The 26,246-nt window shown below is 43.1% G+C and carries 27 protein-coding genes and 1 tRNA gene; 9 read left to right on the top strand and 19 right to left on the bottom strand.

Going from position 1 to position 26,246, the window contains the following annotated elements; all coding sequences use genetic code 11:
* The first annotated feature begins 68 nt into the window (after nt 1–68).
* Nucleotides 69–143, top strand: a tRNA-Arg gene (locus D0907_RS14195).
* Between the two features lie 64 nt (nt 144–207).
* Complete coding sequence (locus D0907_RS14190) at nt 208–429, top strand: Rho-binding antiterminator (protein WP_036973086.1); 222 nt, start codon at nt 208–210, stop codon at nt 427–429.
* A gap of 7 nt (nt 430–436) precedes the next feature.
* On the opposite strand, the gene D0907_RS14185 is transcribed toward D0907_RS14190, so the two are convergent.
* Complete coding sequence (locus D0907_RS14185) at nt 437–1,408, bottom strand: zinc transporter ZntB (protein ID WP_074989354.1); 972 nt, start codon at nt 1,406–1,408, stop codon at nt 437–439.
* A 160-nt stretch (nt 1,409–1,568) separates the two neighbouring features.
* Between D0907_RS14185 and D0907_RS14180 the strand changes: the two genes are divergently transcribed.
* From D0907_RS14180 to D0907_RS14170, 3 genes are read left to right on the top strand one after another with little or no spacing between them, the layout of a single operon-like run.
* Nucleotides 1,569–1,991 carry an ATP-dependent zinc protease family protein gene (locus D0907_RS14180; protein WP_036973081.1) on the top strand — a complete coding sequence of 141 codons (423 nt, stop codon included), beginning with the start codon at nt 1,569–1,571 and terminating at the stop codon, nt 1,989–1,991.
* A gap of 52 nt (nt 1,992–2,043) precedes the next feature.
* Entirely contained in the window at nt 2,044–2,949 is a 906-nt protein-coding gene (gene rimK / locus D0907_RS14175; protein WP_036973079.1) for a 30S ribosomal protein S6--L-glutamate ligase, read from the top strand.
* A gap of 33 nt (nt 2,950–2,982) precedes the next feature.
* A complete protein-coding gene (locus D0907_RS14170; RefSeq protein WP_036973078.1) occupies nt 2,983–4,041 on the top strand; it encodes a succinylglutamate desuccinylase/aspartoacylase family protein in 1,059 nt (352 codons plus the stop codon).
* A 45-nt stretch (nt 4,042–4,086) separates the two neighbouring features.
* On the opposite strand, the gene D0907_RS14165 is transcribed toward D0907_RS14170, so the two are convergent.
* The 4 genes from D0907_RS14165 to recQ form a co-directional block, all read right to left on the bottom strand.
* The gene (locus D0907_RS14165; RefSeq protein WP_036973077.1) at nt 4,087–4,647 is read right to left on the bottom strand and encodes a mechanosensitive ion channel domain-containing protein; all 561 of its coding nucleotides are present in this window, start codon (nt 4,645–4,647) and stop codon (nt 4,087–4,089) included.
* A 64-nt stretch (nt 4,648–4,711) separates the two neighbouring features.
* Nucleotides 4,712–6,427, bottom strand: coding sequence for a BamA/TamA family outer membrane protein (locus D0907_RS14160; RefSeq protein ID WP_051501926.1), 1,716 nt, complete (start codon nt 6,425–6,427; stop codon nt 4,712–4,714).
* A 67-nt stretch (nt 6,428–6,494) separates the two neighbouring features.
* On the bottom strand, nt 6,495–6,791 hold the full coding sequence (locus D0907_RS14155) for a DUF3630 family protein (RefSeq protein WP_118844646.1): 297 nt from the start codon (nt 6,789–6,791) through the stop codon (nt 6,495–6,497).
* A gap of 7 nt (nt 6,792–6,798) precedes the next feature.
* A complete protein-coding gene (gene recQ, locus D0907_RS14150; RefSeq protein ID WP_036973074.1) occupies nt 6,799–8,622 on the bottom strand; it encodes a DNA helicase RecQ in 1,824 nt (607 codons plus the stop codon).
* 389 nt (nt 8,623–9,011) lie between these two features.
* Here recQ and rarD point away from each other — a divergent pair, with 389 nt between their 5' ends.
* Entirely contained in the window at nt 9,012–9,935 is a 924-nt protein-coding gene (gene rarD, locus D0907_RS14140; protein WP_036973073.1) for an EamA family transporter RarD, read from the top strand.
* Nucleotides 9,936–9,937: 2 nt separating this feature from the next.
* On the opposite strand, the gene D0907_RS14135 is transcribed toward rarD, so the two are convergent.
* Nucleotides 9,938–11,173, bottom strand: a complete 1,236-nt coding sequence (locus tag D0907_RS14135; protein ID WP_065978342.1) for a GGDEF domain-containing response regulator — start codon at nt 11,171–11,173, stop codon at nt 9,938–9,940.
* Between the two features lie 79 nt (nt 11,174–11,252).
* On the bottom strand, nt 11,253–11,627 hold the full coding sequence (locus tag D0907_RS14130; protein WP_036973071.1) for a MaoP family protein: 375 nt from the start codon (nt 11,625–11,627) through the stop codon (nt 11,253–11,255).
* Nucleotides 11,628–11,717: 90 nt separating this feature from the next.
* Between D0907_RS14130 and D0907_RS14125 the strand changes: the two genes are divergently transcribed.
* Both D0907_RS14125 and D0907_RS14120 read left to right on the top strand, forming a co-directional pair.
* Nucleotides 11,718–12,572: a LysR family transcriptional regulator gene (locus D0907_RS14125; RefSeq protein WP_036973070.1), complete on the top strand. Its 855-nt coding sequence runs from the start codon at nt 11,718–11,720 to the stop codon at nt 12,570–12,572.
* A gap of 196 nt (nt 12,573–12,768) precedes the next feature.
* Nucleotides 12,769–13,701: a porin gene (locus D0907_RS14120; protein WP_036973069.1), complete on the top strand. Its 933-nt coding sequence runs from the start codon at nt 12,769–12,771 to the stop codon at nt 13,699–13,701.
* A 54-nt stretch (nt 13,702–13,755) separates the two neighbouring features.
* Here D0907_RS14120 and recG read toward each other — a convergent pair whose 3' ends face one another.
* From recG to asnC, 3 genes are read right to left on the bottom strand one after another with little or no spacing between them, the layout of a single operon-like run.
* Nucleotides 13,756–15,837: an ATP-dependent DNA helicase RecG gene (recG, locus tag D0907_RS14115; protein ID WP_118844645.1), complete on the bottom strand. Its 2,082-nt coding sequence runs from the start codon at nt 15,835–15,837 to the stop codon at nt 13,756–13,758.
* A 38-nt stretch (nt 15,838–15,875) separates the two neighbouring features.
* Entirely contained in the window at nt 15,876–16,592 is a 717-nt protein-coding gene (gene trmH, locus D0907_RS14110) for a tRNA (guanosine(18)-2'-O)-methyltransferase TrmH (protein ID WP_065978344.1), read from the bottom strand.
* 54 nt (nt 16,593–16,646) lie between these two features.
* The gene (asnC, locus tag D0907_RS14105) at nt 16,647–17,105 is read right to left on the bottom strand and encodes a transcriptional regulator AsnC (RefSeq protein WP_036973064.1); all 459 of its coding nucleotides are present in this window, start codon (nt 17,103–17,105) and stop codon (nt 16,647–16,649) included.
* 187 nt (nt 17,106–17,292) lie between these two features.
* Between asnC and asnA the strand changes: the two genes are divergently transcribed.
* On the top strand, nt 17,293–18,288 hold the full coding sequence (gene asnA, locus D0907_RS14100; protein ID WP_036973062.1) for an aspartate--ammonia ligase: 996 nt from the start codon (nt 17,293–17,295) through the stop codon (nt 18,286–18,288).
* Nucleotides 18,289–18,336: 48 nt separating this feature from the next.
* Here the strand turns inward: asnA and D0907_RS14095 are convergent, their stop codons facing one another.
* The 9 genes from D0907_RS14095 to narJ form a co-directional block, all read right to left on the bottom strand.
* Complete coding sequence (locus D0907_RS14095) at nt 18,337–19,941, bottom strand: DUF342 domain-containing protein (RefSeq protein ID WP_118844644.1); 1,605 nt, start codon at nt 19,939–19,941, stop codon at nt 18,337–18,339.
* 157 nt (nt 19,942–20,098) lie between these two features.
* Nucleotides 20,099–20,491, bottom strand: a complete 393-nt coding sequence (locus tag D0907_RS14090; protein WP_036973059.1) for a RidA family protein — start codon at nt 20,489–20,491, stop codon at nt 20,099–20,101.
* 11 nt (nt 20,492–20,502) lie between these two features.
* Complete coding sequence (gene spoT / locus D0907_RS14085; RefSeq protein WP_036973057.1) at nt 20,503–22,608, bottom strand: bifunctional GTP diphosphokinase/guanosine-3',5'-bis pyrophosphate 3'-pyrophosphohydrolase; 2,106 nt, start codon at nt 22,606–22,608, stop codon at nt 20,503–20,505.
* Nucleotides 22,609–22,738: 130 nt separating this feature from the next.
* Nucleotides 22,739–23,014 carry a DNA-directed RNA polymerase subunit omega gene (gene rpoZ / locus D0907_RS14080; protein WP_036973056.1) on the bottom strand — a complete coding sequence of 92 codons (276 nt, stop codon included), beginning with the start codon at nt 23,012–23,014 and terminating at the stop codon, nt 22,739–22,741.
* A gap of 110 nt (nt 23,015–23,124) precedes the next feature.
* Nucleotides 23,125–23,745, bottom strand: a complete 621-nt coding sequence (gmk, locus tag D0907_RS14075) for a guanylate kinase (protein ID WP_036973055.1) — start codon at nt 23,743–23,745, stop codon at nt 23,125–23,127.
* 112 nt (nt 23,746–23,857) lie between these two features.
* Nucleotides 23,858–23,998 (bottom strand): hypothetical protein, encoded by a 141-nt coding sequence (locus D0907_RS21060; RefSeq protein WP_162898057.1) that lies wholly within the window; start codon nt 23,996–23,998, stop codon nt 23,858–23,860.
* 15 nt (nt 23,999–24,013) lie between these two features.
* Entirely contained in the window at nt 24,014–24,790 is a 777-nt protein-coding gene (locus D0907_RS14070) for a peptidylprolyl isomerase (protein ID WP_036973054.1), read from the bottom strand.
* Between the two features lie 45 nt (nt 24,791–24,835).
* Nucleotides 24,836–25,519 carry a respiratory nitrate reductase subunit gamma gene (gene narI / locus D0907_RS14065; RefSeq protein WP_036973053.1) on the bottom strand — a complete coding sequence of 228 codons (684 nt, stop codon included), beginning with the start codon at nt 25,517–25,519 and terminating at the stop codon, nt 24,836–24,838.
* Between the two features lie 10 nt (nt 25,520–25,529).
* Nucleotides 25,530–26,243, bottom strand: a complete 714-nt coding sequence (gene narJ / locus D0907_RS14060) for a nitrate reductase molybdenum cofactor assembly chaperone (protein ID WP_036973052.1) — start codon at nt 26,241–26,243, stop codon at nt 25,530–25,532.
* Nucleotides 26,244–26,246: the final 3 nt, after the last annotated feature.

Here is a 26,246-nt window from a genome sequence, read left to right as displayed (position 1 = left end):
CAAGATGCCATTATCATTGCCGGGTTGTCATGCTGATATCGCGAGTTGGTACTGACAACGACAAATGTGCTCTCGTGGTGAAATGGATATCACGTGGCCCTCCGGAGGCTAAGTTGCAGGTTCGATCCCTGCCGAGAGCGCCATTTGCTCCTTCTTTTGTTATTTTCTACACTGTTTATATCCTTTTTATCTTCATGATTTTAAAACATGACTTATCAACCCATTGCATGTGGTGATTACGACCAATTCGAATTGTGGTGTATGCACTCAACAGAATTACAGATTACATTGCACTCAGGCGAGCAAGTAAATGGCAAAGCGATTAACTTACAGATTATAAGTCCTGAAGGTGAGCACTTAATTTTGAGCACAAAAAAAGGCGAACACGCCGTTCGCCTTGATTTAATCAAATCTGTTGAGCCACGCTAAGGTAGGCTTATAACCACTTTTTATTCTTAAAGTAGATACCAATACCAACGGTAAGGACCACTAAGAAGATTAAAAATAGGCTAAATGCATACGGACTTTCCGTGCCCGGAATGCCGCCCACATTGACACCAAGTAAGCCCGTTAAGAAGCCTAATGGTAAAAATAATGCTGCAACCACCGACATCACATACATACGCTGATTAAGTTGTTCAGACACTTGGTTAGCAATAGTCTGTTGAATAATTTGTGCACGTTCAATTGAGCTGTCTAGCTCTTCTAAAAAGCGAATCAACATATTGGTTGTTTCGTTTAAACGGGCTTTGTCGTCTTCATCTAACCACTTGTATTTGTTGTTTAACAACGTAATAAGGGCCTCTTTTTGTGGCCTTAAATAGCGTTTTAGGGCGATGGTCTGACGGCGCATTTGTGCTAAAGCTTGGTTATCAAAACCTTTGCTTGGCTCATCAATTTCGTCTTCAAATATATCCAACGTGTCATCAAGGCTATCAATGACCCCTTGCATACGCGATGTAAGATTTTGCGCTAATTGACACACAAGCTCTGAAATTGAACATGGACCGTTACTGTCATCAAATGTTGCAACAACATCTTGCACTGAGAGTAAACGGCGTTTGCGGGTTGTGATAATAACGTTTTCGTTTATAAATAAGCGCAAAGACACCATGTCTTCTGGGCTTTGTGCGGGATTTAAATTAACGCCACGTAAAAAGAGCATCGAACCGTTGGTTACTTTTGTTAGGCGTGGACGCGTCTCATCCGCAATCAGGGATGCTAATTCATAGTCAGTCAGTAAATTACTGTCAGCAAGCCACTTTACAGCGTCAGCTTGGCTGTAATCCATATGAACCCAAAGTTTTCCATGTTCGGGTTGCCAATTCTCCAGCTCGGTACTATTGTCAATAGCACGTGCACCGCCTTGCTCGTCTAAAATTAAGACATGAAGTAACCCATTGATCATATTGAACTCTCATTTTACAAATAGTGCGATATAGTTGAGTATATACATTAGTATAGTCAAGACTATATTAATGAAATCGATTTATCGATGAGATGAATATATTTTGTTGGTGTTTCTAGCTCTGTAGCGTATAAGACACTTTTTTATAGAGGGCACATTAATGAGTGCAAAAATTATCGTTGGCTGGCGCGAATGGCTAAGCCTTCCTGATTTAGGAATTGATAAAATCAAAGCAAAAGTGGACACGGGGGCGCGTACATCGTGTATTCATGCTTTTGATATTGAAGAGTTTTCAGAAAATGGCGAAAACTGGGTGAAATTCACAACCCAGCCTCTGCAGGATGATGTGGATACTGTGGTCCACTGTCGTGCAAAAGTGATGGAGCGTAAGTATGTGACCAGTTCAAGTGGTCAAAGAGAGCTTCGTTACTTTATAGAAACAACGTTAGTCGCAGGAAGCCAAAGCTGGCCCGTTAGAGTGACTTTAAGTAACCGTTCAACAATGAAGTTTAGAATGTTGTTAGGGCGTACAGCAATGGAAAATCGCATAGTCGTCGATCCGGCTTTATCTCATTTATTATAAAAGGCGCTCATAGCACGCTCAGTGTGTGAGTTTGTCAGTAAAGGTTTTAACTATGAAACTTGGTATTTTATCTCGCAACCAAAACTTATATTCAACACGTCGCTTAATTGAAGCAGCTGAGCAACGTGGTCATGAAGTAAAAGTGATTGATGCATTGCGTTGTTATATGAACATTAATTCTGATCAACCAGAAATTCATTACCGCGGCGAAAATTTAAAAGATTTTGATGCTATTGTTCCGCGTATTGGCTCGTCAGTGACTTTCTATGGGTGTGCTGTATTACGTCAATTTGAAATGATGGGTGTGTTCCCTGTAAATGAATCAGTGGCTATTTCACGCTCTCGCGATAAATTACGTTCATTGCAACTATTATCGCGTAAAGGTGTAGGCATGCCTGTCACAGGGTTTGCAAGCAAGCCTGATGATGTTAAAGACTTACTAAGCATGGTTGGTGGTACACCGGTGGTTATTAAGTTACTAGAGGGTACACAAGGCATTGGTGTTGTGTTAGCCGAAACGCGCAAAGCGGCAGAAAGTGTAATCGAAGCTTTCATGGGCTTAAAAGCGAACATCATGGTGCAAGAGTACATCAAGGAAGCGGGCGGTGCAGATATTCGCTGTTTCGTTTTGGGCGATAAAGTAATCGCAGCGATGAAGCGTCAAGCACAAGAAGGTGAGTTCCGCTCTAACTTACACCGTGGCGGCAGTGCGACATTGGTTCGCATTACCCCTGAAGAAAGAAAAACAGCCGTTGCTGCAGCAAAAGCAATGGGCTTAAACGTAGCGGGCGTTGATTTACTTCGCTCAGCACGAGGACCATTAGTGATGGAAGTTAACTCATCGCCGGGTCTTGAAGGTATCGAAGTCGCTACGGGTAAAGATATTGCAGGCATGATTGTTGATTTTATTGAAAAAAATGCAGCAACGAAAAGAACTGCAACACGTGGTAAAGGCTAAGATTTACAAGCGCTCTAGTAAAAGGAAAAGTGCGTGGCAAAGGTTAAGAAAAATACTCCGTTTTCAATTTTAGGTGATACGGTTGGTGTGGGTGAACGTAAAACGTTTTCGATTGAAGCAGCAAAGCTTTATACCCACTCACCGCTTAATATTCCAATTGAAGTCGTTAATGGGGTCCAGCAAGGGCCTGTGTTAATGGTATGCGCGGCAATTCATGGTGATGAGCTCAATGGTGTTGAGGTTGTAAGGCAATTGCTCGCAAAAATTGAGCCTGAACAATTACGCGGCACAATTATAGCGGTGCCAATAGTGAATGTATTTGGCTTTATCCATAAGTCGCGTTATTTACCTGACCGTCGTGATATGAATCGCAGTTTTCCGGGTTCAACACGGGGGTCATTAGCTGGGCGAATGGCGAATGCCTTTTTCTCGCAGGTGGCAATGCACTGTACGCACATTATTGATTTGCACACTGGTGCGATTCATCGTACTAACTTACCGCAAATTAGGGCTAACTTAAGTGATCCTGATACCGCGGCTATGGCAAAAGCATTTGGTACACCAGCGGTGATAGACGCCTCATTACGCAATGGCTCTTTACGCAGTGAAGCGGCTAATTTAGGTATCCCAGTGATAACCTACGAAGCGGGTGAAGCGCTGCGATTCGACCCCATTGCGATTGCAGCCGGTGTGCAAGGCGTTGATTATGTTATGCGTCATTTAAAAATGGTGCGTGGTAAGCGGGCGAAAAAACTCCCAGAGCCGGTGATTGCAAGTTCAACAAGTTGGGTGCGTGCAGAGGTTGATGGTATTGTCCGTGCGCAAGTATCCCTTGGTGAGCGCGTCATGAAAGGGCAAGTGCTCGCTTATATCAGCAGTCCACTTGGTGATGCTGAGCTTGAGCTATTAGCGCCACGAAGTGGCATTGTAATTGGCCAGCAAACCATGCCGCTTGTAAATGAGGGCGATGCGGTATTCCATCTTGCTTACTTTGCGCATGCGAATAGCTTGGTAGAGCAACAGCTAGAAACCTTTATTGACGAAATAAGCGATATTGAAGACGAGCTTAAAACGGCTGAACTCAATAATTAGTTGCTGACATCGTCAATACATAAAATAAAAGCCGCATTTGCGGCTTTATTTTTTGGGTCCCAGAATACGCTTTGTTGATTGCGTTTTACTCGGAGTAGGGGCTTTATTGAGTACCATTACTGGGCGAGTAACAAAAATATTATTGGGATAAATAACCTTGTGGCCATCGACATGCTCAAGCACCACGTTCATCAAACCCATTTCAATGATACGTCCCTCTAAAAAGTTTGCGCCATCGATGACACGTATCCAATAGCCCACACGACAGTCGTTTTGAATGAACATTAATAAAAAGGCGGTTAAATTACTCAATAACGACCATGCTGCGAATAGGGCGACACCTAACATAGCAAATAGTGATGAACCTAAAACTAATAAACCGCGCAGCTCAATGCCCCAAAATACTAACACTAGGCACAGCATTACAATGGCGAGAATAATGTTTAGTAGCAGTTCTGCACGATAAACACGATGAGGATCTGCTTTACCTTTGATGGCTTTTAACAGCAGTTTCTTTGTGGTTTTTCTTAGTAATGGGTAAAGTAAAATCGCGATAATCGTCACGATTAAATGGTATTGCTCGTTAAAGAGTGTTTCGAAGTCCAAGGGGGATCCTACATTAATGTTAAGCGTCGAGATTTTAGCTCTTTACTAACCGAATAACACTATCTTAGAAAGTATTTTTAACGGTGACAAGCCATTGCACAGAATCAATGTCGCTGTCCTTTTTGTTGATAGGCGCAGCAATATCAAGGTGAATGACCGTTCCGGCATTTGCTCGACTTGGTGCTAACCGTAAGCCAACACCGATATTTTGCAGTACATTACCATTCGTGCCGTTATCTTTGTCGTTATACCAAGCGCGGCCGATGTCGTAAAAAGCCGCGCCACCGACTTTAAATAGTTGCAGTAAGTCATATTCCCAATAATAGCGTTTTTCGAGACTTACTAAAAAGCTACGATCGCCAATTTGATAATCAAGCGGGTAGCCACGTAAACCATTTTCGCCGCCAAGGGTGAGTTGTTTATCGGCTGTCAGGTTTTTGGCATATTGCAGGCGCACTTTGGCATACCAGCTTTGTTGTAAACTGGTATTCAAATAGTATTGTACTTGGCTACTGGTTATGAGATTTTCGACATCGTCTTGTTCTTCGTTCCAATAACCATCTATGTCAGCTTTAAAGCGCCATAGCTGATTATCTCCGCTGTAATGGGCTTTTGACAGAGACAAAGAATAAATAGTCCGGCTGGCGTCATCGCTAAAATCTTTACTTGAATAACCCAGTAATGCTTGAATATTCCAGCCAAGATTTAGGTCTTCAGTACGATAAATACTGTCGAAATTTCTTACTTTTACATAATGGTCTTCGAACCATTGCGCACTGATGAACGGGTAACTTAGGCTGCGATCATCTGCGATAGGTAACTGGGTGGCAGCAATGGCTTTAAAGGTGTCTTCACGGTTTTCTATTCCTAAACTGATTCGTTGTGTCCAGCTTCGGGCAAGTTGACTTGAATGTCCAAAGTAAGCGCGATTGAGGGTGGTTTTTTGCTCGAACTCACTGACAACTTCGCCGCGATAATAAAGTGGCTCACGGCGCTGGTCTGAGTAACTGGTTGCACCGTAACTGTAAGGAGTATCAATTGAGTAGAATGGGTAACTAACATCGATGTAATGGCGTTTACCATCATCGTTATCTGAATATTCGAGTCGACCACGGTAGCGACTCGAAAAGATATTAGGGTCATCGTATACAAATAAATACCCGGTGCGGTCTGCATCGTGCGTACGCGAGAACGACACCCGTTTACCCCAGCCTAAAAAGTTTGATTCACGAAAGCCTATACTTGATTCGTTTTCACCGCCGCTGCGACTAAAGCTAATTTCGGGCAGCAAAGTCCACAAGTCACGCGTAACGACTTTAACATTCACGTTGCCGTCGCAATCAAGTTCAGCATGAATGCGTGCATCGTATAAATAACCTTGTTTACGCAAGAGTCGTTCTGATTCTAGTAACTTACGAGGTTGATAAATATCCCCCTCTGAAAACAGCAGTACACTGTGAATCACTTCGGGTTCGGTTGTCATATGAGCACGATTCGCAAAGCGAAATAACGCGTTGTTTTCTTCTTCAAGTGCGGTATTGAAGACATTGAGCTGTTCAAGCTTAATGGAAGTGATTTTGCGGTTATCGGCGGCTTCGGGGAGGGGATTGTCAGTATCGAGCTGGCGACGTAAGTTGTTGTCTTGCGTTTTAAGAGTGCGTTGGTTGTGACAGTAGTTATTATTGTCAGCGAGTACCTGCTCTGCATAGGCATGAGATGTTACGCTAAGTAACACCATTGGTAAAATCTGAGCAACAAAGTGCGACTGCTTAAATCCCATTTACACCCTTAGTTGTTTATTTGCTATGCAACTACTACATACTAAGCGTGAGAAAAAGTCTAGCTTATTATTGTAACTGCATGACTAAATACTGATGAAGTTTTGGCAAAACACTCGCCGCTTCAACGCCTTCAGCGTTTATCCAAACACTTTCGCTATAATGTTCAAAGTTTAGATTAAAACTATGATCTGTAAAGTGAAACCTTAACTGATGACGATCGGCACCGGCATCAAAGTCTGCAATTTTAATTGCGGGGGCGTGCAAAAAGAGAGTAGCCCACAGTTCAAAATCTTCGTCGTTAGGCAGGTCGCGTGAGTTAATGACAATTATTTCATACTCGGCGTCATAAATAAGGCTAGTCATCGTAATCCTAGTGGGCGGCGAGGTAGTCGCGAATGGTGTTTAAAAAAGGAGAACCGTACTTGTTTAGCTTCGTAAACCCCACGCCTGATACTTTTAAAAATTCGCTATCATTGGTCGGCATGAGCTGTGCCATTTCAGCCAGCGTTTTATCATTGAAAACGACATACGGAGGAACGTCATCCGCATCAGCCAACTCCTTACGCAGAGCTCGTAATCTAGCAAACAGCTTTTTGTCGTAATTAAATTGCGCGAGTTTATCTTGATAAACGTGTTTGGCTTGTAAGCGTGGCTCGGCTAATTGCAGGGCGTATTCACTTTTAAGTACTGCACGAGCTGCTTCGGTTAAGCGCAGTGAAGAGCCCTGAGTTATATCTTGGCTTAATAAGCCTTGGTGAATAAGCTGCCTTAAAATGCTCAGCCAAAACTCTACACTGTGATCTTTGCCTATACCGTAAGTGCTCAGCTGGTGGTGATTGTTATCGCGGATACGGCTGGTATTTGCCCCGCGCAGCAATTCAACAATATAACCAATACCAAAACGCTGCTCTGCACGATATACGCACGAGAGTGCTTGTTGCGCGACCAACGTGCCGTCAAAGCTTGTCGGTGGATTTAAGCAAATATCGCAGTTGCCACAGGTTTCACGTTTGTACTCGCTAAAATAGTTGAGCAGGATTTGTCTGCGACATGTTTGGGCTTCAGCAAAGCTGGCCATCGCATTAAAGCGCTGCTCTTCTACTCGGCGGCGTTGCTCATCTTCGATATCTTCAAAAAAGCGACGAACGCGTCCTATGTCGGCCGGATCAAAATACATTATCGCTTCAGCGGCTAAGCCATCACGACCAGCACGGCCTGTTTCTTGGTAGTAAGCTTCAACACTTTTAGGAATATCGTAATGCACAACAAAGCGTACATTAGGTTTATTAATTCCCATACCAAAGGCAACCGTTGCTACTACAATTTGAATATCGTCACGGGCAAAACCTGACTGCACAAATTGTCGTTGTTCGTTACTCATCCCGGCATGATAAGCCGCGGCATTAAAGCCTGCATCAGCGAGTTTTTCGGCAACATCATCAACACGTTTACGGCTGGTGCAGTAAATTATTCCACTTTGGTTTTGCTGCTCTTTTAAATAACGCAGCAGCTGCACCATGGGTTTGAATTTTTCTTCGATGGTGTAACGGATATTGGGCCTATCAAAGCTGCCTGTGTGTACGTAAGGCTGATTAAGCTGTAGCTGCTCAATAATATCGTAACGTGTCGCTTTATCGGCTGTGGCAGTTAATGCCATCATCGGAACATGCATAAAACGCTGTTTTAGCTCATTAAGCCGACAATAGTGAGGCCTAAAATCATGGCCCCAATGCGAGACACAGTGCGCTTCATCAATAGCAAACAGAGCAAGTTTTAGGTGACTAAGGCGCTCTAAAAATTCGTGCTGTAATACTTTTTCAGGTGCGACGTACAACAGCTTTATTTGCCCGTAATGCAGTTGCTGGTACACCGCTTGCTGCTCTTCGAATGGCAGACTGTTGTTAATATAAGCGGCCTGAACGCCCAGTGCTTTGAGTTGTGCAACTTGGTCTTGCATTAATGAAATAAGCGGCGAAATGACGACAGTGACACCATCAAGGATCAAGGCGGGTACTTGATAGCAAAGTGATTTTCCCCCACCTGTTGGTAACAAGACGAGCGAGTCTTGTCCGTCAAGCGCTGCGGCTATAATCGCTTCTTGACCATCACGAAAATCCTTGTAACCAAACACTTGTTTGAGTACGGCTTGTGGTGATCGAACGGGGGTGTTAGTCATTGCGGTATTGGTATTCATCGCAGAGCATTTTAGTGTTTTTTTTGGATGATGTCTGTAGCAATATACTCAAACGACCTCAATATGCAGAATTCAGCGTTTCACAGGTGCTTAATATCAAGGCGTTACTTTGCAACAATGGCAGTCTCTTTTAAGAAGTAACAACGATGAGAGTAAGTGCCTGTGGAGCGCCCAAAGGGTTGGTTTAAAAGCGATTTATACTGCGTTATTGATTTTAACAATAGAACCACTATTACTTGCAATCAATGTCTTGCCTAAATCGCTTTTAATTCCAACTGAAACTCGCATCTTGAGGTGGTTTGGGTATACATGGGTTTATTTGCCGCGTTTTAGTTGCGCCAGTAAATAGGCGGCGTAAAATAGTGTTTTTAATCTATAAAGCCTGACTTATGCCTACCAATCTTGAACAGCGAAAAGGGGTTATTTTCGCATGTTTAGCGTTTTTTATGTGGGGCTTAGCACCCATTTATTTTAAACTTTTACAGAATATATCTGCCTTTGAAATCTTGATGCACCGTGTTATTTGGTCGGTGTTATTTTTGTTGATCATTATTGCTGCACGCCATCAATGGCAGCGCATTCGCGTTGTATTAGGTCAGCCTAAGTTGCTCCTAATGTTGGTGGTAACGGCCAGTTTGCTTGGCTTTAACTGGGGCTTGTTTATTTGGGCGGTAAACAATAACCACATGCTCGATGCGAGTTTGGGTTATTACATAAACCCACTTTTAAATGTGTTGTTAGGTATGCTGTTTTTAGGTGAGCGACTGCGTAAATGGCAAGGCGTAGCCGTTGGCCTTGCATTATGCGGTGTATTATTACAATTGCTCAGCTTTGGCTCTTTTCCAATCGTGGCTTTTTCTTTGGCAGGCTCGTTCGCTATCTATGGCTTACTGCGTAAAAAGCTGCCTATCGAATCGCTGCCAGGGTTATTACTTGAAGCGTTAATTTTACTGCCTGTTGCTTTGGTTTACTGGTGGTTAATGGTGCCCACAGCCAGTTCTGATTTTACTGCCAATGATTGGCATATCAATCTGTTACTTATTAGTGCAGGTGTGGTGACCACGTTGCCTTTGCTGTGTTTTACAGGCGCTGCTAAACGTTTGCAGTACAGTACATTGGGCTTTTTTCAGTATATTGGTCCAAGTTTAATGTTTGTGCTGGCAGTGGCATTTTATGGCGAAGTATTTGATGCTGAAAGGGTGATAACGTTTGCGTGTATATGGAGCGCGCTGGCTTTGTTCAGTTGGGATTCGTACCGTCAAAGCCGTAAGCAGCGTAAAGCATCATTAAAAGCAGTGACTAAACCTATTTAATATCAGCTCACTAACTTGTTACGGCCAGTCTCTTTGGCTTGATAGAGTTTTAAATCGGCCTGTTTTATCAGTTCATCAATGCTGTAAACAGGCCCATTATGAAATCCGATAGATAGCGTAAATGTAATGTTGTCACGACTAAATTCCGCGCTGTGTTTTTCGATGAAATGGCGAAATTTTTCTAATCGTTGCTGTGCTTGTTGCGGATCATTATCAGCAAAAAAGACAGCAAACTCTTCTCCGCCTAAGCGTCCGACTAAATTATCTTTAAAGTACTTAAGCAGGCACCGTGACAGGCATTTGAGTACATCATCACCTGAGTCATGACCGTACTTGTCGTTAATTGATTTAAAGTAATCGATATCAATCATGCCGAGTGAGACCGATTTTTTTGCCGCGTGTGCCGCTTTTAAATGCTGACTCGCCTCGCCAAAGAAATAGCGGCGGTTAGGCAATGATGTTAGGTAGTCGGTATTCGCTTGTAAGCGAATCGTTTTAATATTTTCTAACATGTCGACGTTTTGGCTTAAGCGACAATAAAACTCTTCGTTATTAAAGGGCTTACTTAAATAATCGTCAGCGCCAGACTTTAAAAAACGCGTTGATAAATGCAAGGTATCTTGTGCTGAAATACCAATTATGGCTTTTTCGTCATTGTTATACAGGCGACGAATTTCGACACAGAGCTGATCGCCATTCATATTAGGCATTTCGTTATCAGTAATGATCACAGAGATTGAGGGGTTTTCTGCTAAGACTCGCAGTGCATCTACGCCATCTACCGCTTCAATAACTTGGTACTTATGTCGTGCGAGTAGATTACAAATGTGACGGCGAGTTGCGGGTGAGTCATCAACCACTAAAACTAATATTTGTTCATTACGCGGTAGGCGAGTCAGTTGTTTTTCTAAGTATTGATAGGCTTGTTTATTTTCTTTGGTGATGTAATCAATGATAGGATGCTTTTCGACCGTGTTTCGGGTTTTTTCGTCTAAATTGCCGGTCATAACGATGGTAGGAATGTCGGCATCGACGCTGCAGGGGATGGCTTCACCGTTGGGTGCATCTGGAAGGATAAAATCAACAACGGCGCAAAAATAGTTATTTTCAGCAATAAGTTGTTTAGCTTCAGCTAACGATGTTGCGATGTCTGCTTCAAACCCTACTTTTTGCGCGATATGCTTTTGCACTCGCGCAATAGTAGGTGCATCTTCAATGATTAATATTTTTCTGGTCACGTTTTACCTTGTAATAACTTTATCGCGTAGCGTAAGTTATTACATGTTGTAACTCTAAAAAGTTAAAAAAGCAACTTGCTTACAAACTATCCGACTCAGAATAATAATCAACGCTTTGTGGTGTCGGGCTCGCGATACGAGAACGACCGAACAAAGTATGAAACTTAGTTTTGCAGGTAGTTTGTTTTAGGTATTTTATCCAAGCGCGCTCAATTGGGTTGGTTGCTTCTAGGTTACCTGTGACTACTTGCACAAATTGAGTTTGAAATTCATTTTGTGGTTCTAGGGTTTTGTTGTATAAACCCTTTAGTACAACACCATGCTGTTCGAGAATGTCGGCTTCTAGCAAAGTGAAGTGACCACTACGACCAAAACCGCGTGGGAAGTTTTGATCATCATAAAATTGACGTTGGCTTACGAATGCCTGACGAAGTGATGAAATGTCATTGCTCATGGCTGTATCCTCATACCCTATTTTCTTGCAGGAGTATGGATCAAGTTGTCGATTTTATTAAACAAGTTATTTTTATCGTAAGGGTAAAAAATGGATATCGATTTATTAAAGACCTTTGTTGAAGTGGTGCGCACACGTCACTTTGGTAAGGCAGCTGAAAACCTGTACATTACCCAGTCTGCTGTGAGTTTTCGGATCCGTCAATTAGAGCAAGGTTTAGGCGTTAATTTATTTATTCGTCAGCGTAATAATATACAGCTAACAGCGCCGGGTGAACGACTCTTACCTCACGCACAAATGATTATCACCGGCATGCAAAGGGCTAAAGTCGATGTGGCACTTGCTGATAATATGCATAAGCAAATTAGTTTAGCAGGCACTCCGAATATTTGGGATGCTTTTTTACAGTTTGGGATCACGAATATTGTCTCGGCAATGCCGGGAGTTTCATTGGTTGCTGAAGTGAAGGCGCAGCAAGAGAGCACGCGTTTATTACTTGAGCGCACACTCGATTTAGCCGTGCTGTTCGATCCCCCTAAAGTAGATGAGTTAATTGTTGAGCGTATTTGTGAATTGCCGATCATTCCGGTGAGTGCATACGAAACAGCAAACAGTGAGAACTTTTTTGATAACCAGTATGTGTATGTAGACTGGGGCACCTCGTTTTCGTTATGGCATGCTCGTGAGTTTAATGGTCACGCTCCTCCTTATTTTAGAACCAGCACCGGGCGTATTGCCTTAGACTTAATTTTGAAGTGTGGCGGTAGTGCCTTTATTCCTCAGTTATTAGTCGAGGAGCAGCTTAAAGCGGGTGAGCTATATCATGTTGAAGATGTGGCGCATACCTCGCGAGATGTGTTTGTTGCCTACCACAGAGATAATGAACAAACGCCACTATTAGAGAAATTGGTGACTTTATTGACTGAATTAAAAATTAAAGCTTAAAAAATTTTAAACGATGCTTTAAATAAAATTTTATTTTGCAGTAGTAAGTTACGTTTTTATTTCAGAAATAATTACATTTCATGAAGGTAAATTTACGATTTTATTTCAATTGTCATTTTTCTGTCATTTTTCGCTGGCAAACTGCCCGCATTGAAACACGAGCACGTGTTTTTGTTGCGATTATTGAGGAAACGACATGAAATTTGCAAAGTCTAGCTTATTCTTAGCTTTATTTGGTGGTTTATCTTTTTCAGCATTAGCGGATGTTGATGTGTATGGTAAAGCAAACGTGACTGTTCAATCATCTGACGATGGTGAAGGGTCTTTCACTGAAATCAAAAGCAATAACTCACGTTTTGGCCTGAAAGGCTCTGAAAAAATAACTGAAGGCTTAGAAGCTGTTTATAAACTAGAGTTTGGTGTTGACGTATCTGACGCTGATTCAAAAGGCGACAATGATGACAACATCACTGCACGTAACCAATACGTAGGTGTTAAAGGTGGCTTTGGTCAGGTTGTGATTGGTCGTAACGACACAGCAATGAAGCTATCTCAAGGCAAAATTGATTTATTCAATGACCTTGAAGGCGATATTAAAAATGTATTTAAAGGTGAAAACCGTTTAGGTAATACGATTTCTTACGCATCTAACGATTTCAGTGGCTTTAAAGTGCTTGCAACCTATATTGCAGAAGATGATGTTGATGCAGATAACGGTTATTCACTTGCAGTTACTTACGGTGACGCTCAATTAAAAGACAGCAAACTGTATGCCTCTGTTGCAGCAGATAGTGAAGTGAAAGGCTACGATATTGTACGTGCAACCGTACAAGGTAAAGTCGGCGACTTTAAACTAGGTGCTATGTACCAAACACAAGAGAAAGTGGATGGCAGCGCAGAAGCGGATGGTTACTTGGTGAATGCGGCGTATAAAATGAATAGCAACACGTTCAAAGTTCAATACCAAGTGATTGATTTTGATGAAGGCGATAAGAAAACGGCTATCTCTGCTGGTGTTGATCACACGCTTAGCAAAAACACCAAAGTATTTGGTTTCTACTCAACATTTGATATGGACAACCAAGTGGATCAAGATTACCTAGGCGTTGGTATTGAATACAAATTCTAACCGTTCACACGGATAACTCCCTTATTTTAAGCCCTGCATTGATGCGGGGCTTTTTTATGCGAGCGCGTAATCTGATTTGCCGGCTAACCAACGTGTAATTAGCTTGTTTGATTGCTCTGGGTAGTCGGTTAACATTTTAAAGGCAATGGGTCTGACATGGGCCAGCGTTTGTTTGTCGCGATTAAGGTCGGCGATTTTAAATTCGGCTAAACCGGTTTGCTTGGTGCCGAGCACTTCACCTGGACCACGGATTTCAAGGTCTCTTTCGGCAATAACAAAGCCGTCATTACTTTCGCGTAATACACCTAAGCGTTTTTGTGCTGTTGCAGATAAAGGCGCGTGATAAAGAAGAACACAGTGCGATGCTATCGCCCCTCGACCAACACGGCCTCTTAATTGATGTAATTGCGCAAGTCCTAAGCGTTCGGGGTTTTCAATGATAATCAGGCTGGCATTCGGCACATCAACACCCACTTCAATCACCGTTGTCGCGACTAAAACATGAATATTACCCGCTTTAAACTCACTCATAATCGCTTGCTTTTCAGCGGCTTTCATTCGGCCATGTACTAAGCCGACATTTAGCTCGGGCAGGGCTTCTTTTAATTGTGCTGCGCTGTCCTCTGCGGCTTGGCACTGCAATACCTCAGACTCGTCAATAAGCGTACAAACCCAATACACTTGACGGCCTTGCGCTGTGCAGGCTGTTCTGACTCGTTGAATGATTTCATCACGGCGAGTATCTGGAATGGCAACGGTTGTGATAGGCGTTCGACCTGGCGGTAATTCATCAATCACAGAGGTTTCTAAGTCTGCATACGCGGTCATAGCCAACGTGCGTGGGATAGGTGTGGCTGTCATAACCAGTTGGTGGGGATAACAGTCGCCAAAACGCCCTTTTTCACGCAGTGATAATCGTTGGTGCACACCAAAGCGATGTTGCTCATCAATAATGATTAAGACAAGGTTATTAAATTCGACCTGCTCTTGGAACAGCGCATGAGTGCCAACAATCATTTGCGCCTCACCCGAGGCTATTTTTTCAAGTGTGGCGGTGCGCTCTTTTCCTTTACTTTTGCCTCCAAGCCATGCGACTTCAATGCCCAAGTTGTTAAACCATTGGCTAAAGTTGATACCATGCTGCTCAGAAAGAATTTCGGTCGGAGCCATTAAGGCAACTTGGTAGCCTTCGCTAATTGCTGTTAGCGCACTGAGTGCGGCAACAAGGGTTTTTCCTGAGCCTACATCACCTTGAACAAGGCGCATCATTGGGAAAGGGTGTTGAAGATCGCCCTTGATCTCAGCCACAACTCGGCTTTGTGCCGTGGTAGGACTAAATGCCAGTGTCGACAAAAACTCTGTCTCTAGCGGGTTATGAGGCTTTAATGCAATAGCTTTTACACTTTGGCCTTTTTGGCGTAGCTTCAACAAGCTTAAATTTTGTGCGAGCAGCTCTTCAAATACTAATCGTTGCTGAGCAGGGTGAAAGCCTTGCTCAAGCGCCGTTAAATCGACATCGTTTTGCGGGCGATGCAAGGTCAATAGTGCATCACTTAAGCGCATGCCTGTGGGTTGAAATTGTTCTGGCAGTAATTCTTCAACGGGATATTTAGCAAGTAAAGCTAAGGCTTGGTCGCTTAAAGCGCGGATAGACAGCTGCTTAAGGCCTTCAGTAACAGGGTAAACGGGTGTTAGGGTGGTGTTCGTCGGTTGTTCTGATGGCGTGTCTGACAAACTGTATTCAGGGTGGGTCATTTCAAACCCAACCCGACCACGGCGTATTTCACCAAAACAGCGAATAATTTTACCAGCGCTGAGCGCATTTTTTTGTGCCGCACTAAAATTAAAAAAACGCAGCGTTAAACGACCGGTGCCATCGTTAACTTGGCAAACCAGCATGCGTCTTTTGCCAAATGTAATTTGGCTGGTTTCAATTGTGGCCTCGACACTCACATGGCTGTGTGGCTGTAATTCACAAATGGGGTGAATGCGAGTACGGTCTTCATAGCGGTGCGGTAAATGAAACAGCATATCTTGCACTGTATGAATCCCAAGCTTAGCAAGGCGCTCGGCCATTTTGGGGCCAACGCCTTTTAATTCAGTTATCGGGTATAACGCTAAGCTACAATGACTCAATGGAGACTCAAATTATTAATTAGTAAACTTTTTTCAGTTTACTGTGAGTCGTTAGCGGCTTCAAGCGATTGCGTATGTTTTAAAATCTGCCAAAAGTCATCATCAGCGACTATTTCTCCACTTTCATCAAGCGCGGGGTAAGGCAGTTCTTTTTCGCGGCATTGCTTTGCAATAATAGGGTGGCATCCCTCAAATAAAATACGGTGTTTTATGCTGTCATCTAACATATTACGTTCATACAGGCCGGCTTCTTCGCGTTGGCGCTGTGCTTCAAACAAAATTAATGCGGCTGCAACGGATACATTGAGCGATTGCACCATCCCTTGCATTGGAATAATGATGTGTTTATCAGCATGCTCAAGTGCGCGAGGCGAAATTCCATCACGCTCTTGGCCTACAATCACAGCCGTTGGTTTGGTGTAATCAATTTCGCGAAAGTCGACCGCATCGTCACTGAGGTTAGTTGCTAAAATTTGCACTTCTGGATTATGGGCTCGCATCATCGCTACGGCGTCGTCTATGGTGCGATGCAAGTGCGTTTCTAACCAATTTTTGCTGCCACCCGAGGTGTTATTGGTTAGCCATTTTTGATTGTCAGGCCACACTGCGTGCACATGATGACAGCCTGTTGCGTCAGCAGTACGGGCAATGGCTGATAAATTATGATGCTTGTGTACTTCTTCTAAACAAACCGTTAGGTCCGTTTGGCGGCGTTCTAACACCTGTTTTACACGCTCAAAGCGAGTTGTATCCATAGTTGTGTGCTCGTTGACGGATTCTAATTGGCGCTGATTATACCCAGTATAAGGCTAGGGCACTACCGCTCTACTTATTGGGTTTTGTAACGAAATAAGCGTTTCAGTTGATTGAATGGCCTCTATGGCTTGAATTTTATTGATCAACACATCCTGTAAGTGGTCAATAGAGCGCGCCATTACTTTGATAAATATACTGTAGTTACCCGTGGTGTAGTAGGCCTCAACCACTTCTTCGAGCTCTTTTAGGTGCAGTAAGGTGTCTGGGTAATCACGGGCATTATTGAGATTAATACCAATAAAACAGCAGACATCGTAACCGAGTTGCTTTGCATTAATACTCACTTGGGTGCCTGTGATTATACCGGCTTGTTTCATTTTTTCGACGCGAACATGAATAGTGCCGGCACTGACGGCAAAGCGTTTGGCTAATTCTGCGTATGGGGTGCGTGCATTTTCCATTAATGCGTTGAGGATGTTTTTATCGAGATTATCGATTTGATAATTTTCCATGAATTAACCGAGTTGTAATTATTGATTATCTAAAATTTATAGCATTATTTTTACGATAATTGCAATGTTAAGTTCTTTTTGTTGCGGGTTATTGAAAATAATCTTCATTTGGTTGAGGATTGTTTTAACGAAGAGATTTTAGTTCTCTATAAGCAAGTAACAATAACTGGGAATGAGGCCAATTATTATGAGTTCACACTACCTGCAGCAACAGCAGCAAATTAGTAAAGTAAAACAGTTTTTTTCGAGTCAATTAGAGCAACAACTTGGCTTAGTTGAGGTGCAAGCCCCTATCTTGGCAAAAGTAGGTGATGGCATTCAAGATAACTTGAGTGGAACTGAAAATGCTGTATCGGTGGCGGTGAAAACGATTCCTGGTAGCCAGTTTGAAGTGGTGCATTCACTCGCTAAATGGAAGCGTAAAACGCTTGCCGAGTATGATTTCTCTGTCGGTGAAGGGCTTTATACTCACATGAAAGCATTACGCCCAGACGAAGAGTCATTAAGCCCGATTCATTCAGTGTATGTTGACCAATGGGACTGGGAAAAAGTGATTTGCGAAAGCACTGAACGTACTTTAGATAAACTTAAAGAAACAGTAACGTTACTTTATCAAGCGATAAAAGCGACTGAACGTTATGTTGCAAGTGAGTTTGATATCCCCCCATTTTTACCTGAAAAAATTACTTTTGTTCACAGTGAACAATTACGCCAAATGTACCCTGATTTCACTGCGAAACAGCGTGAAAAAGCGATTGCGCAGGAATACGGCGCGGTATTTTTAATTGGTATTGGGGGAGCGCTTGCAGATGGTAAAATTCATGATGTGCGTGCGCCAGATTACGACGATTGGTCGACGCAAACCTGCAGCAAGTTTGCTGGTTTAAATGGCGATATTCTAGTGTGGAACCCAGTACTTGAAGATGCGTTTGAAATTTCGTCGATGGGAATTCGTGTAAGTCCTGATGCATTGGCTACACAACTGGCGATTACGGGCGACCAAGCGCGTCTTGAATTTGATTGGCATAAAGCGTTATTAGCGAAAAAGTTCCCACAAACGATTGGTGGCGGTATTGGTCAGTCTCGTTTAGCGATGCTGCTATTACAAAAGCACCATATCGGGCAAGTGCAGGTCGGCGTGTGGCCTGAGCAGTTAAAGCAGCAAGTTGAAGGAATTCTTTAGTTTAAAGATTAATGACCCTGGTAAAAAGAGGCTTTAAGCCTCTTTTTTTTAACTTGTTTTAAACTCTACTTCAATTTTGCTTTCTTCGAGTTTGACTTTACAAGGTGGGTATTGGCGGTTAGTGAGTAACACCTTATCGAAAATATGGATCTCAACTCCCGAGTGCAATGTTTTATTAACGACGAGTTGTGCGCCTTCAAGCAGTTCATGTAAATGAAGCTCTAAGTTTGAGAGCTTTTTCTCGAGTTGCTCTGCTTGTTCACAGTAATGCATTTGTGTAGCGCCTATCTTAGCCAATAACAGCTTTTTCTTTTCAGCGTCTTTGACTTGGTCGGCTTTTTCAATGGCTTCTTGCAAGTTATCTAGCTGTGAGTCGGTTTGTGCTAGGTCTTTTAAACACTGATCGGTTTGTGCGGTGACTTGTGCGCCAGAGGCCGCGAGGTTAATAACCATTTTGGCACCTGATTCATTACCAATTTCACCTGCTATCACCATTTGTGCATCTAAAATAGTGCCCCCAAATAACTTACCTTGAGGGTTGTCTTCTTTGCCTAACTGCAGCAACTTAGCGGCTTTCATCACACAATGGCTTGATTGGCGGTCAATGATAATGTTATTCCCTTCAAGGTAGCTGTATTGACCATGAGATAGATGAATGTCGCCTTGGCAAACAATATGACAAGATAAGCTTTTATCATCGAGCTGGTGGCCTATTACACCTTGTTTTATGGTGATATCGCCTGCCGCAGTTAAGTGACCTGACTCAACGGTTCCCATGACGGTAATGTCGCCTTTCGCATTTATGCGCATGCCGGGTTCAACGTTATGGGTTACGATGACACTGCCTTCAAAATCAACATGGCCACTTTTAACGTTAACATCAGCAATCGTAAAAATGTCATCTACACGCATGCCATTGGCAATATCAACAGGCACCCCTGCGATCACTGAAATCAGCTCCAGCGGATTGTTTTTTGAAATCTCAGTGCCTTCACCTGCAACTAAGGCATGGCTCTCACCAGCTTTAGCTGGTAGCACATCACCGGTGACAGTAAACCCTTCTTTACCGGGAGTGGCAGGCACTTGTTTTATAAGCAGTACACCCGGCTCTACGCTGGCTAACTTACCAAAGTCACGCATGTCGGCGGTGCCATCTTCACGTAGTTTGGGCTGTTTTAAACGGTCTTTTAACGTTTCTACTTGCGGCACTAGTTTTGAGGGCTGGCCATCAATGGGCAAGCGGCCTTTTGCTAATACGCCTTTGGTTTTAGTGCCTGCGGGAAGCTCAAACTGTTTTTGTAATAACTGTTCTAAAAATGCTTGTTTATAACCCCGTGCTACGCCGGCTTTAATGAGTTCTTTTTTCGCGTTTTCAAGGGTTAGGGCTTTGCCGCCTTCAGCGATAGTCAACTCACCAGTGGCCAGCATTTTGTCATCACTTAATGATAGCTCAAGGCTTGCATCATGCTTTGAAGCTACAACGAGCATACGTTCAGTAGATTTATTTTTAAAAAAGTTATTGATCGCATCATGATCCACTCTGCATTCGCAGAAGGATGACTTTTCTAATGCTTCGATAATAAACGCAGCACTGGGTGGTGAGTGTTCGTGAACATCTAATAAGACGTTTCCATTATGAGCCAGCTTAAACACGTGGGGGATCCTTTTGTACTACAATAGTTAAAGGTTTCTAATTATTATTACTACACAGATTGCTAGAGAATGGTTTGTGAGTCAAGAACTTCGGCTGAGGAAAATAGTAACTTTGTCTAAAAAAGTGCCAGCAAGGGGGTTGCTGGCACTGTGTGTATTAGTTCGTTGAAGGTAATTCCATAATACCGTCAATTTCAACTTGCACGCCTTTAGGTAGTGCACGCACGCCAATTGCAGCGCGAGCTGGATAAGGTTGTTTAAAGTACTGGCTCATCACTTCATTAACAATTGCAAAGTTTGATAGGTCAGTCAGGAAAATATTGACTTTAACCATGTCTTGAATTTGACCACCCGCGGCTTGGCAAACAGCCGTTAGGTTTTTAAATACTTGATGTGTTTGCTCTGTAAAGTCTTCAGAAATAACGTCCATTGTTTCTGGTACAAGAGGAATTTGACCTGATAAGTAAACAGCGGTACCTACTTTAACAGCCTGGCTGTAAGTGCCGATTGCTGCGGGTGCATTGTCAGTAGAAATAAAAGATTTGTTCATGATTATCCTTGTTACTTTTTACGGTAGACTTTTTGTACATCTGGCATCACACGAATGCGACGCATAATATTGGCAACGTGAACACGGTTCTTCACGGTAATGCCTAAGTCTATCATGTATAGATTACTTTCTTTTTCGTCGGTGGCTATCTCGACAATGTTTGCTTGGGTTGAGGCGATGACATTGGTGAGCTTAGCGAGTGCCCCTTGATGATTGATAATTTCAATACGAAGGGCGGCAATGTATTCTTTCTCGGGATTATCGTCCCATTTTACAACCAAGTATTTCGAACGTTCATTCTCCCAGCCGCGAATATTCTTACATTCTTGGCGGTGAACCGTTAAGCCTTTACCTTGGCTGATATGAGCGGTGATGGCATCTCCAGGAACGGGACGGCAGCACTTAGAGTAATTAACGAGCATACCTTCGGTGCCGATAATGGTCGCTTTGGCTTTTCTGGCAAGCGCATTAAGGTCGTCGGCCTCAACTTGCATTAGGCGCTTGGCAATTAAGACGCTCATTAAGTTACCAGAGCCTATTTCGACCAACAGCTCTAATACGGTATTCAGTTCATGTTCTTGAAGCACGCGGCGAATATTTTCATCTGGAATGTCATCCAGTTTTTGCTCACCAAGGGCTGAGTCGAGTAAGCGACGCCCTAGTAACAAGGCTTCTTCGTGCTGTTGGCTTTTAAGGTAGTTACGAATCCCTAAGCGGGCTTTACCTGTTACCACAAAGTTGAGCCACGTGGCGTTAGGGTGTGCGCCAGAACTGGTAATAACTTCGACGGTTTGACCCGTATCAAGCGCTTTACTCAGTGGATGCGGTTTGCGGTTTACACGTGCCCCCACGCAGGTATTACCTACATCGGTATGCACTGCATAGGCAAAGTCAACGGCGGTTGCCCCCATGGGCAGTTCAACAATACGGCCATCTGGCGTGAAAACATAAATCTCTTCAGGGAATAGCTCGGTTTTAACGTTTTCTACGAACTCAAACGATGACCCAGCACTTTGTTGTAGCTCAAGTAAGCTTTGCATCCATTGGCGTGCACGCTGTTGTGCGGTGTGACCTGCGCTATCACCGGCTTTTTTATACATCCAATGAGCGGCAACCCCTTTGTCGGCCATATGATCCATATCGTGGGTACGAATTTGAATTTCGACCGGAATGCCATGTGGGCCCACTAATGATGTATGCAATGATTGATAACCATTGGTTTTTGGCACCGCAATGTAATCTTTAAAGCGCGTTTCAATTGGCTTATACAAGTTGTGCGCAACACCTAAAACGCGATAACAGGTATCCATGTTATCTACATTGATACGAAACGCGTAAATATCCATGACTTCGTTAAAAGAGAGCTCTTTGTTCAGCATTTTTTTATAGATGCTGTAGAGGTGTTTCTCACGCCCAGAAATCGTGGCGTCGATACCAGCCTCTTCAAGGCGTGCTTCGATTTCACTTTTAATGTTACTGATGACTTCTTTTCGATTACCGCGGGCTTTGATCACTTCAGATTTCAAAGCGCGATGACGCATAGGATAGAGTGCCTGAAAGCCTAAATCTTCCAGCTCATTTTTAATGTCGTGAATACCTAAACGATTTGCAATTGGCGCATAAATTTCGAGTGTTTCGCGGGCAATACGACGACGCTTGTCGGGACGAAGTGCGCCGAGTGTGCGCATATTGTGCGTTCTGTCTGCCAGCTTAATTAAGATCACGCGAATGTCTTGTGTCATTGCCATGATCATTTTACGGTAGTTTTCCGCTTGGAATTCTTTTTTGTCTTTAAAGCTCAGCTTATCGAGTTTACTAACGCCTTCAACTAATTCGGCAACCGTATCGCCAAAAATCTCAGCTAAATCTTGTTGGCTAAAGTCGGTGTCTTCAATCACGTCATGCATTAATGCTGCCATTAAAGTTTCGTGATCGAGATGCATGCCAGCAAGAATTTGTGTCACTTCGACAGGGTGAGTAATGTAGGGCTCGCCACTTGAACGTGTTTGACCCTCGTGGGCTTCACGAGCAACCACGTAAGCTTTTTGCACCAGCTCGATATCGGCGGGAGACAAATATTCGGATATTTTCTTTTTTAGACCTTCAAAAAGATACAAAGTCACACTCCAATGCGCAAATGAAGTAAATCGGTAACGGTATGAATAGAATATACGATGAAAAGAAGGGCTTGCCAACGGCTAGTGCTGAAATACTAGCCGTTTAGCGAAATCAAAGCGGGGAGCTTGATTATTGGTTGCCACCTACGATAGCAGCCACTGCAGCCATTTCTGCTGCTTCTTGGTGTTGTTGTTCTTCACGATCAATTAAGTCCATTGATGAGCTATTTACTAACCCTTTCTCAATTTCACGTAAAGCAATGACTGTCGGCTTGTCATTTTCTGCGTCAACAAGTGGATCTTTTCCACCTACCGCGATTTGGCGGGCACGACGAGCCGCAACTAAAATTAAGTCAAAACGATTACCAATTGCATCTACTGCATCTTCAACAGTTACGCGAGCCATCTTAGCACTCCAAATAAATTCTTAAGCAAAGGCGTAGTTTACTGCACCAAGTCAGATTCGCCAATAGCTAGTGGTTAATTTTTATCTCTATTCGTTAATTAACGCGTGTCTTACTTTAATAAATTATCTAAAAGCGTTTGATGGCGCTGTGCTTGGCTCTTGAGTGATAAACGTTTTGCCATAACAATTGTTTCGATTTCAGCAAGGGCTGTGTCGAAGTCGTCATTTACTACAACGTAATCATATTCATTGTAATGAGAGGTTTCAGACTGGGCTTTGGCCATTCTTCCTGCAATAACCTCACTCGAATCTTGGCCGCGGTTCGTTAAGCGTGATTCAAGCTCTTCTTTTGAGGGGGGCAAAATAAAAATGGTTTCAACATCTTCGACTAATTTACGAATTTGCTGTGCACCTTGCCAGTCAATATCTAAAAATACATCAATGCCTGCTGCAAGCTGAGTCTCAATTGCTTGCTTTGAAGTGCCGTAGTAATTATCGAACACTTGCGCCCATTCAAAGAAATCATTCTTTTCAATCAGTGCTTTAAATTCCTCAACCGACACAAAATGATAATGCACACCGTTTTCTTCACCTGGGCGAGGTGAACGAGTTGTGTGTGAAACCGATACTTTCATATCGCTGTGTTTGTTTAGTAATGCACTAATTAAGCTTGATTTACCTGCGCCTGAAGGGGCCGATAAGATAAATAAATTTCCGCGAGTTTGCGCCATGATCTGTCTCTATTGAAAATAAATAGGCTTGTAGGAGCGAATACTCCAACAAGCCTTTACTGTATTCTACAGTGTACTTTATTTGACGCGTTGTGCTCAAGTTTCAGTGAGATTACTCGTCTTCATTGTCAGGGACTGCTTGCCCCTCATCTTTGTGCTTTGCGGTATCCGCCAAAGCATGCTCACTTGGCGTATTGTCTTGATCGGTTGGTTTTGTATTCTCTTGCCCACCACAGGCTCCACAACAACTCATGTGTTTTCCTTTATTTTATTGTACAAGCGGACTGCTGCTGACATTAAAGTCGAAGCCTTCAATATCGGCGTCAGCAATTAATAGTTGGATATATTGCGCGATGGCTTTGCGCTCTACTTTTTTATTCAGGTAGTCCTCAATACGTGACTCCACGGCTTCAAAAGGCAGTTGCAGCCCAGGCTCTTTATGATCAACATAAACAAGGTGATAACCAAAACGGGTTTCAATAGGGTGAGCAATTAAGCCAACATCAGCACTGAATACTTGACGTTCAAACTCGCTGACGGTTTGCCCTTTTGTTATTTGACCAAGTTGGCCTCCTAACTGAGCCGAATCACATTTTGAATATTGCTGTGCAAGCTCACTAAAAGAAGCGCCTTGCGAGAGTGCGTTAAGCAGGTTTTCGGCTTGGTTCAGCGCATGACTTCGCGCTTTTTCATCACTACTCGGTGCTGCAAGTAAAATATGTTTTGCTGCAATGAGGGGAGGTGTAGTGAACTTGGGTTTGTTTTGTTGATAATAATGTTCGCACTCAGTCGCGCTGGCACGGGGCAGTTGCACTTCTGCAGCGATAAGTTTTTCGAGCAATTTATTTTGGCGTTGCTCGTCGGTGTCTGAAGCGTGCGTATCTAGATTGATATTTAGCGCTTGTGCGCGTTGTTGTAACAATTCGCCAATGATCAAACTCTGTGCCGCCTCTACCATCGCAGCGCGATGATCGTCGGCTGGGTGATACTGCATTTCATTAAGAATTTGTGTTTCGCTAATAGTGTGTTGATTAACGTTAATCATATCGACCTCGAGGGGGAATGCCCTGTCGAAACAGGGCATGATAGGTTAAGATTTGCTACGAACCACTTGGTAGTTTCGGCCTAAATATTGTACCGGTACGCTGGCAATATGAACTAAGCGACTAAATGGGAATACCACAAATAACGTCATACCTAGTGCAACATGTAGCTTATAAATCCAATGTACTTGTGCAATTGCTGCGGTTGCTTCGGTTAAATCAAAGGTCACAATGTTTTGTGCCCAGCTCATTAGGAGTAGCATTTCTGCACCATCTAAATGACCTGCTGAGACAAAAATTGACAATAAACCTAAAATTAACTGCACGTATAACAGCAGTAAAATTGCAATATCCATATTACTGCTGGTGGCTCTAATGCGCGGTTCATATAAGCGGCGTTTGATTAAAATGGTTAGACCGTAAAAACAAATCAAACCAAACACACCGCCTAACGTCATGGCAATCAGTTGCTTGTGACCCGCTTCAATACCAAACACATGCCATACTTCTGCTGGTGTGAGTAAGCCTACAAAGTGGCCGAGCAATACCATAATGATACCAATATGAAATGCGCGGCTGCCTTGCTTGAGTTTTTTGCTTTCAAGTAGTTGGCTTGAGCCTGTTTTCCATGTGTACTGCTCTCGGTCGTAACGTATTACCGAGCCAATAACAAACACGGCTAAGGCGATATAGGGGTAAATCCCAAAGAAAAAGGTGTTTAAATAACTCATGATGAACTCCTTAACTGGCTTCTTGATTAAAGTCAGTCCAGCTAACTGGAACATATTGATCTTTGCGCTGAGTTTCGTCAGGGCGATTGACTGAACTTGGGCAGTTAGTTGCATCTTGTGCACCAAAAGTAATGGCTTCTTCTTCCCATTCTTTGTCAATTGCTTGTTTCGTATCGTCGCGCTTTTCACCGTTGATTTGCTTGCGTAATACCTCGAGGTCTAGGTCACTCTGTGCAAGCTCTAGCAAGCTTAAAAACAGTAATGAGTAGTTACTCTCTCGTTTTTCGAGTCGGCACAATAGCAGACCAAAAATATGATCAACTTCAACTAACCAAGACTGAGCATTCTCCTCACCTTGGGTTGCTAAGAACTCTAAAAACAGGGGAATGTAGTCAGGTAGTTCATTTTGACTTAACTCTAAACCTGCCTGTTTATATTGCTCTACTAAGTCGACCATAGCTTGACCACGGTCACGGCTTTCGCCGTGAACATGTTCAAAAAGCCACAGACCAAGCGCGCGTCCACGTTCAAACAATCCGTCATACTCTGCTTGCCAGTCGAGTATGTCTTTTTCGCATTGTGTGGTGATAAAATCACAGACAGCACGTTGATTTTGCTCTGTTAGTGAACTTTGCTTAAGTGTGCTAATTAGCTCATCTTTCGCTTCTACAAGCTCAGCAGTCGGGTAATCAAGTAAATGAGAAAATACACTTAAAACTTGCATAAC

Source organism: Pseudoalteromonas lipolytica (assembly GCF_003515105.1).
In the GTDB taxonomy this organism is placed as follows: domain Bacteria; phylum Pseudomonadota; class Gammaproteobacteria; order Enterobacterales; family Alteromonadaceae; genus Pseudoalteromonas; species Pseudoalteromonas lipolytica.
Note: the sequence above shows the minus strand (reverse complement) of the source record. Positions and strands in the feature narration are given on the sequence as shown.

What these genes read in the sequence shown, in the direction of transcription:
- D0907_RS14190 (WP_036973086.1), top strand. Translation starts at nt 208, where the DNA reads ATGACTTATCAACCCATTGCATGTGGTGATTACGACCAATTCGAATTG.
- D0907_RS14185 (WP_074989354.1), bottom strand. Translation starts at nt 1,408, where the DNA reads ATGATCAATGGGTTACTTCATGTCTTAATTTTAGACGAGCAAGGCGGT.
- D0907_RS14180 (WP_036973081.1), top strand. Translation starts at nt 1,569, where the DNA reads ATGAGTGCAAAAATTATCGTTGGCTGGCGCGAATGGCTAAGCCTTCCT.
- rimK (WP_036973079.1), top strand. Translation starts at nt 2,044, where the DNA reads ATGAAACTTGGTATTTTATCTCGCAACCAAAACTTATATTCAACACGT.
- D0907_RS14160 (WP_051501926.1), bottom strand. Translation starts at nt 6,427, where the DNA reads ATGGGATTTAAGCAGTCGCACTTTGTTGCTCAGATTTTACCAATGGTG.
- D0907_RS14155 (WP_118844646.1), bottom strand. Translation starts at nt 6,791, where the DNA reads ATGACTAGCCTTATTTATGACGCCGAGTATGAAATAATTGTCATTAAC.
- recQ (WP_036973074.1), bottom strand. Translation starts at nt 8,622, where the DNA reads ATGAATACCAATACCGCAATGACTAACACCCCCGTTCGATCACCACAA.
- rarD (WP_036973073.1), top strand. Translation starts at nt 9,012, where the DNA reads ATGCCTACCAATCTTGAACAGCGAAAAGGGGTTATTTTCGCATGTTTA.
- D0907_RS14130 (WP_036973071.1), bottom strand. Translation starts at nt 11,627, where the DNA reads ATGAGCAATGACATTTCATCACTTCGTCAGGCATTCGTAAGCCAACGT.
- D0907_RS14125 (WP_036973070.1), top strand. Translation starts at nt 11,718, where the DNA reads ATGGATATCGATTTATTAAAGACCTTTGTTGAAGTGGTGCGCACACGT.
- D0907_RS14120 (WP_036973069.1), top strand. Translation starts at nt 12,769, where the DNA reads ATGAAATTTGCAAAGTCTAGCTTATTCTTAGCTTTATTTGGTGGTTTA.
- trmH (WP_065978344.1), bottom strand. Translation starts at nt 16,592, where the DNA reads ATGGATACAACTCGCTTTGAGCGTGTAAAACAGGTGTTAGAACGCCGC.
- asnC (WP_036973064.1), bottom strand. Translation starts at nt 17,105, where the DNA reads ATGGAAAATTATCAAATCGATAATCTCGATAAAAACATCCTCAACGCA.
- asnA (WP_036973062.1), top strand. Translation starts at nt 17,293, where the DNA reads ATGAGTTCACACTACCTGCAGCAACAGCAGCAAATTAGTAAAGTAAAA.
- D0907_RS14090 (WP_036973059.1), bottom strand. Translation starts at nt 20,491, where the DNA reads ATGAACAAATCTTTTATTTCTACTGACAATGCACCCGCAGCAATCGGC.
- rpoZ (WP_036973056.1), bottom strand. Translation starts at nt 23,014, where the DNA reads ATGGCTCGCGTAACTGTTGAAGATGCAGTAGATGCAATTGGTAATCGT.
- gmk (WP_036973055.1), bottom strand. Translation starts at nt 23,745, where the DNA reads ATGGCGCAAACTCGCGGAAATTTATTTATCTTATCGGCCCCTTCAGGC.
- D0907_RS21060 (WP_162898057.1), bottom strand. Translation starts at nt 23,998, where the DNA reads ATGAGTTGTTGTGGAGCCTGTGGTGGGCAAGAGAATACAAAACCAACC.
- D0907_RS14070 (WP_036973054.1), bottom strand. Translation starts at nt 24,790, where the DNA reads ATGATTAACGTTAATCAACACACTATTAGCGAAACACAAATTCTTAAT.
- narI (WP_036973053.1), bottom strand. Translation starts at nt 25,519, where the DNA reads ATGAGTTATTTAAACACCTTTTTCTTTGGGATTTACCCCTATATCGCC.
- narJ (WP_036973052.1), bottom strand. Translation starts at nt 26,243, where the DNA reads ATGCAAGTTTTAAGTGTATTTTCTCATTTACTTGATTACCCGACTGCT.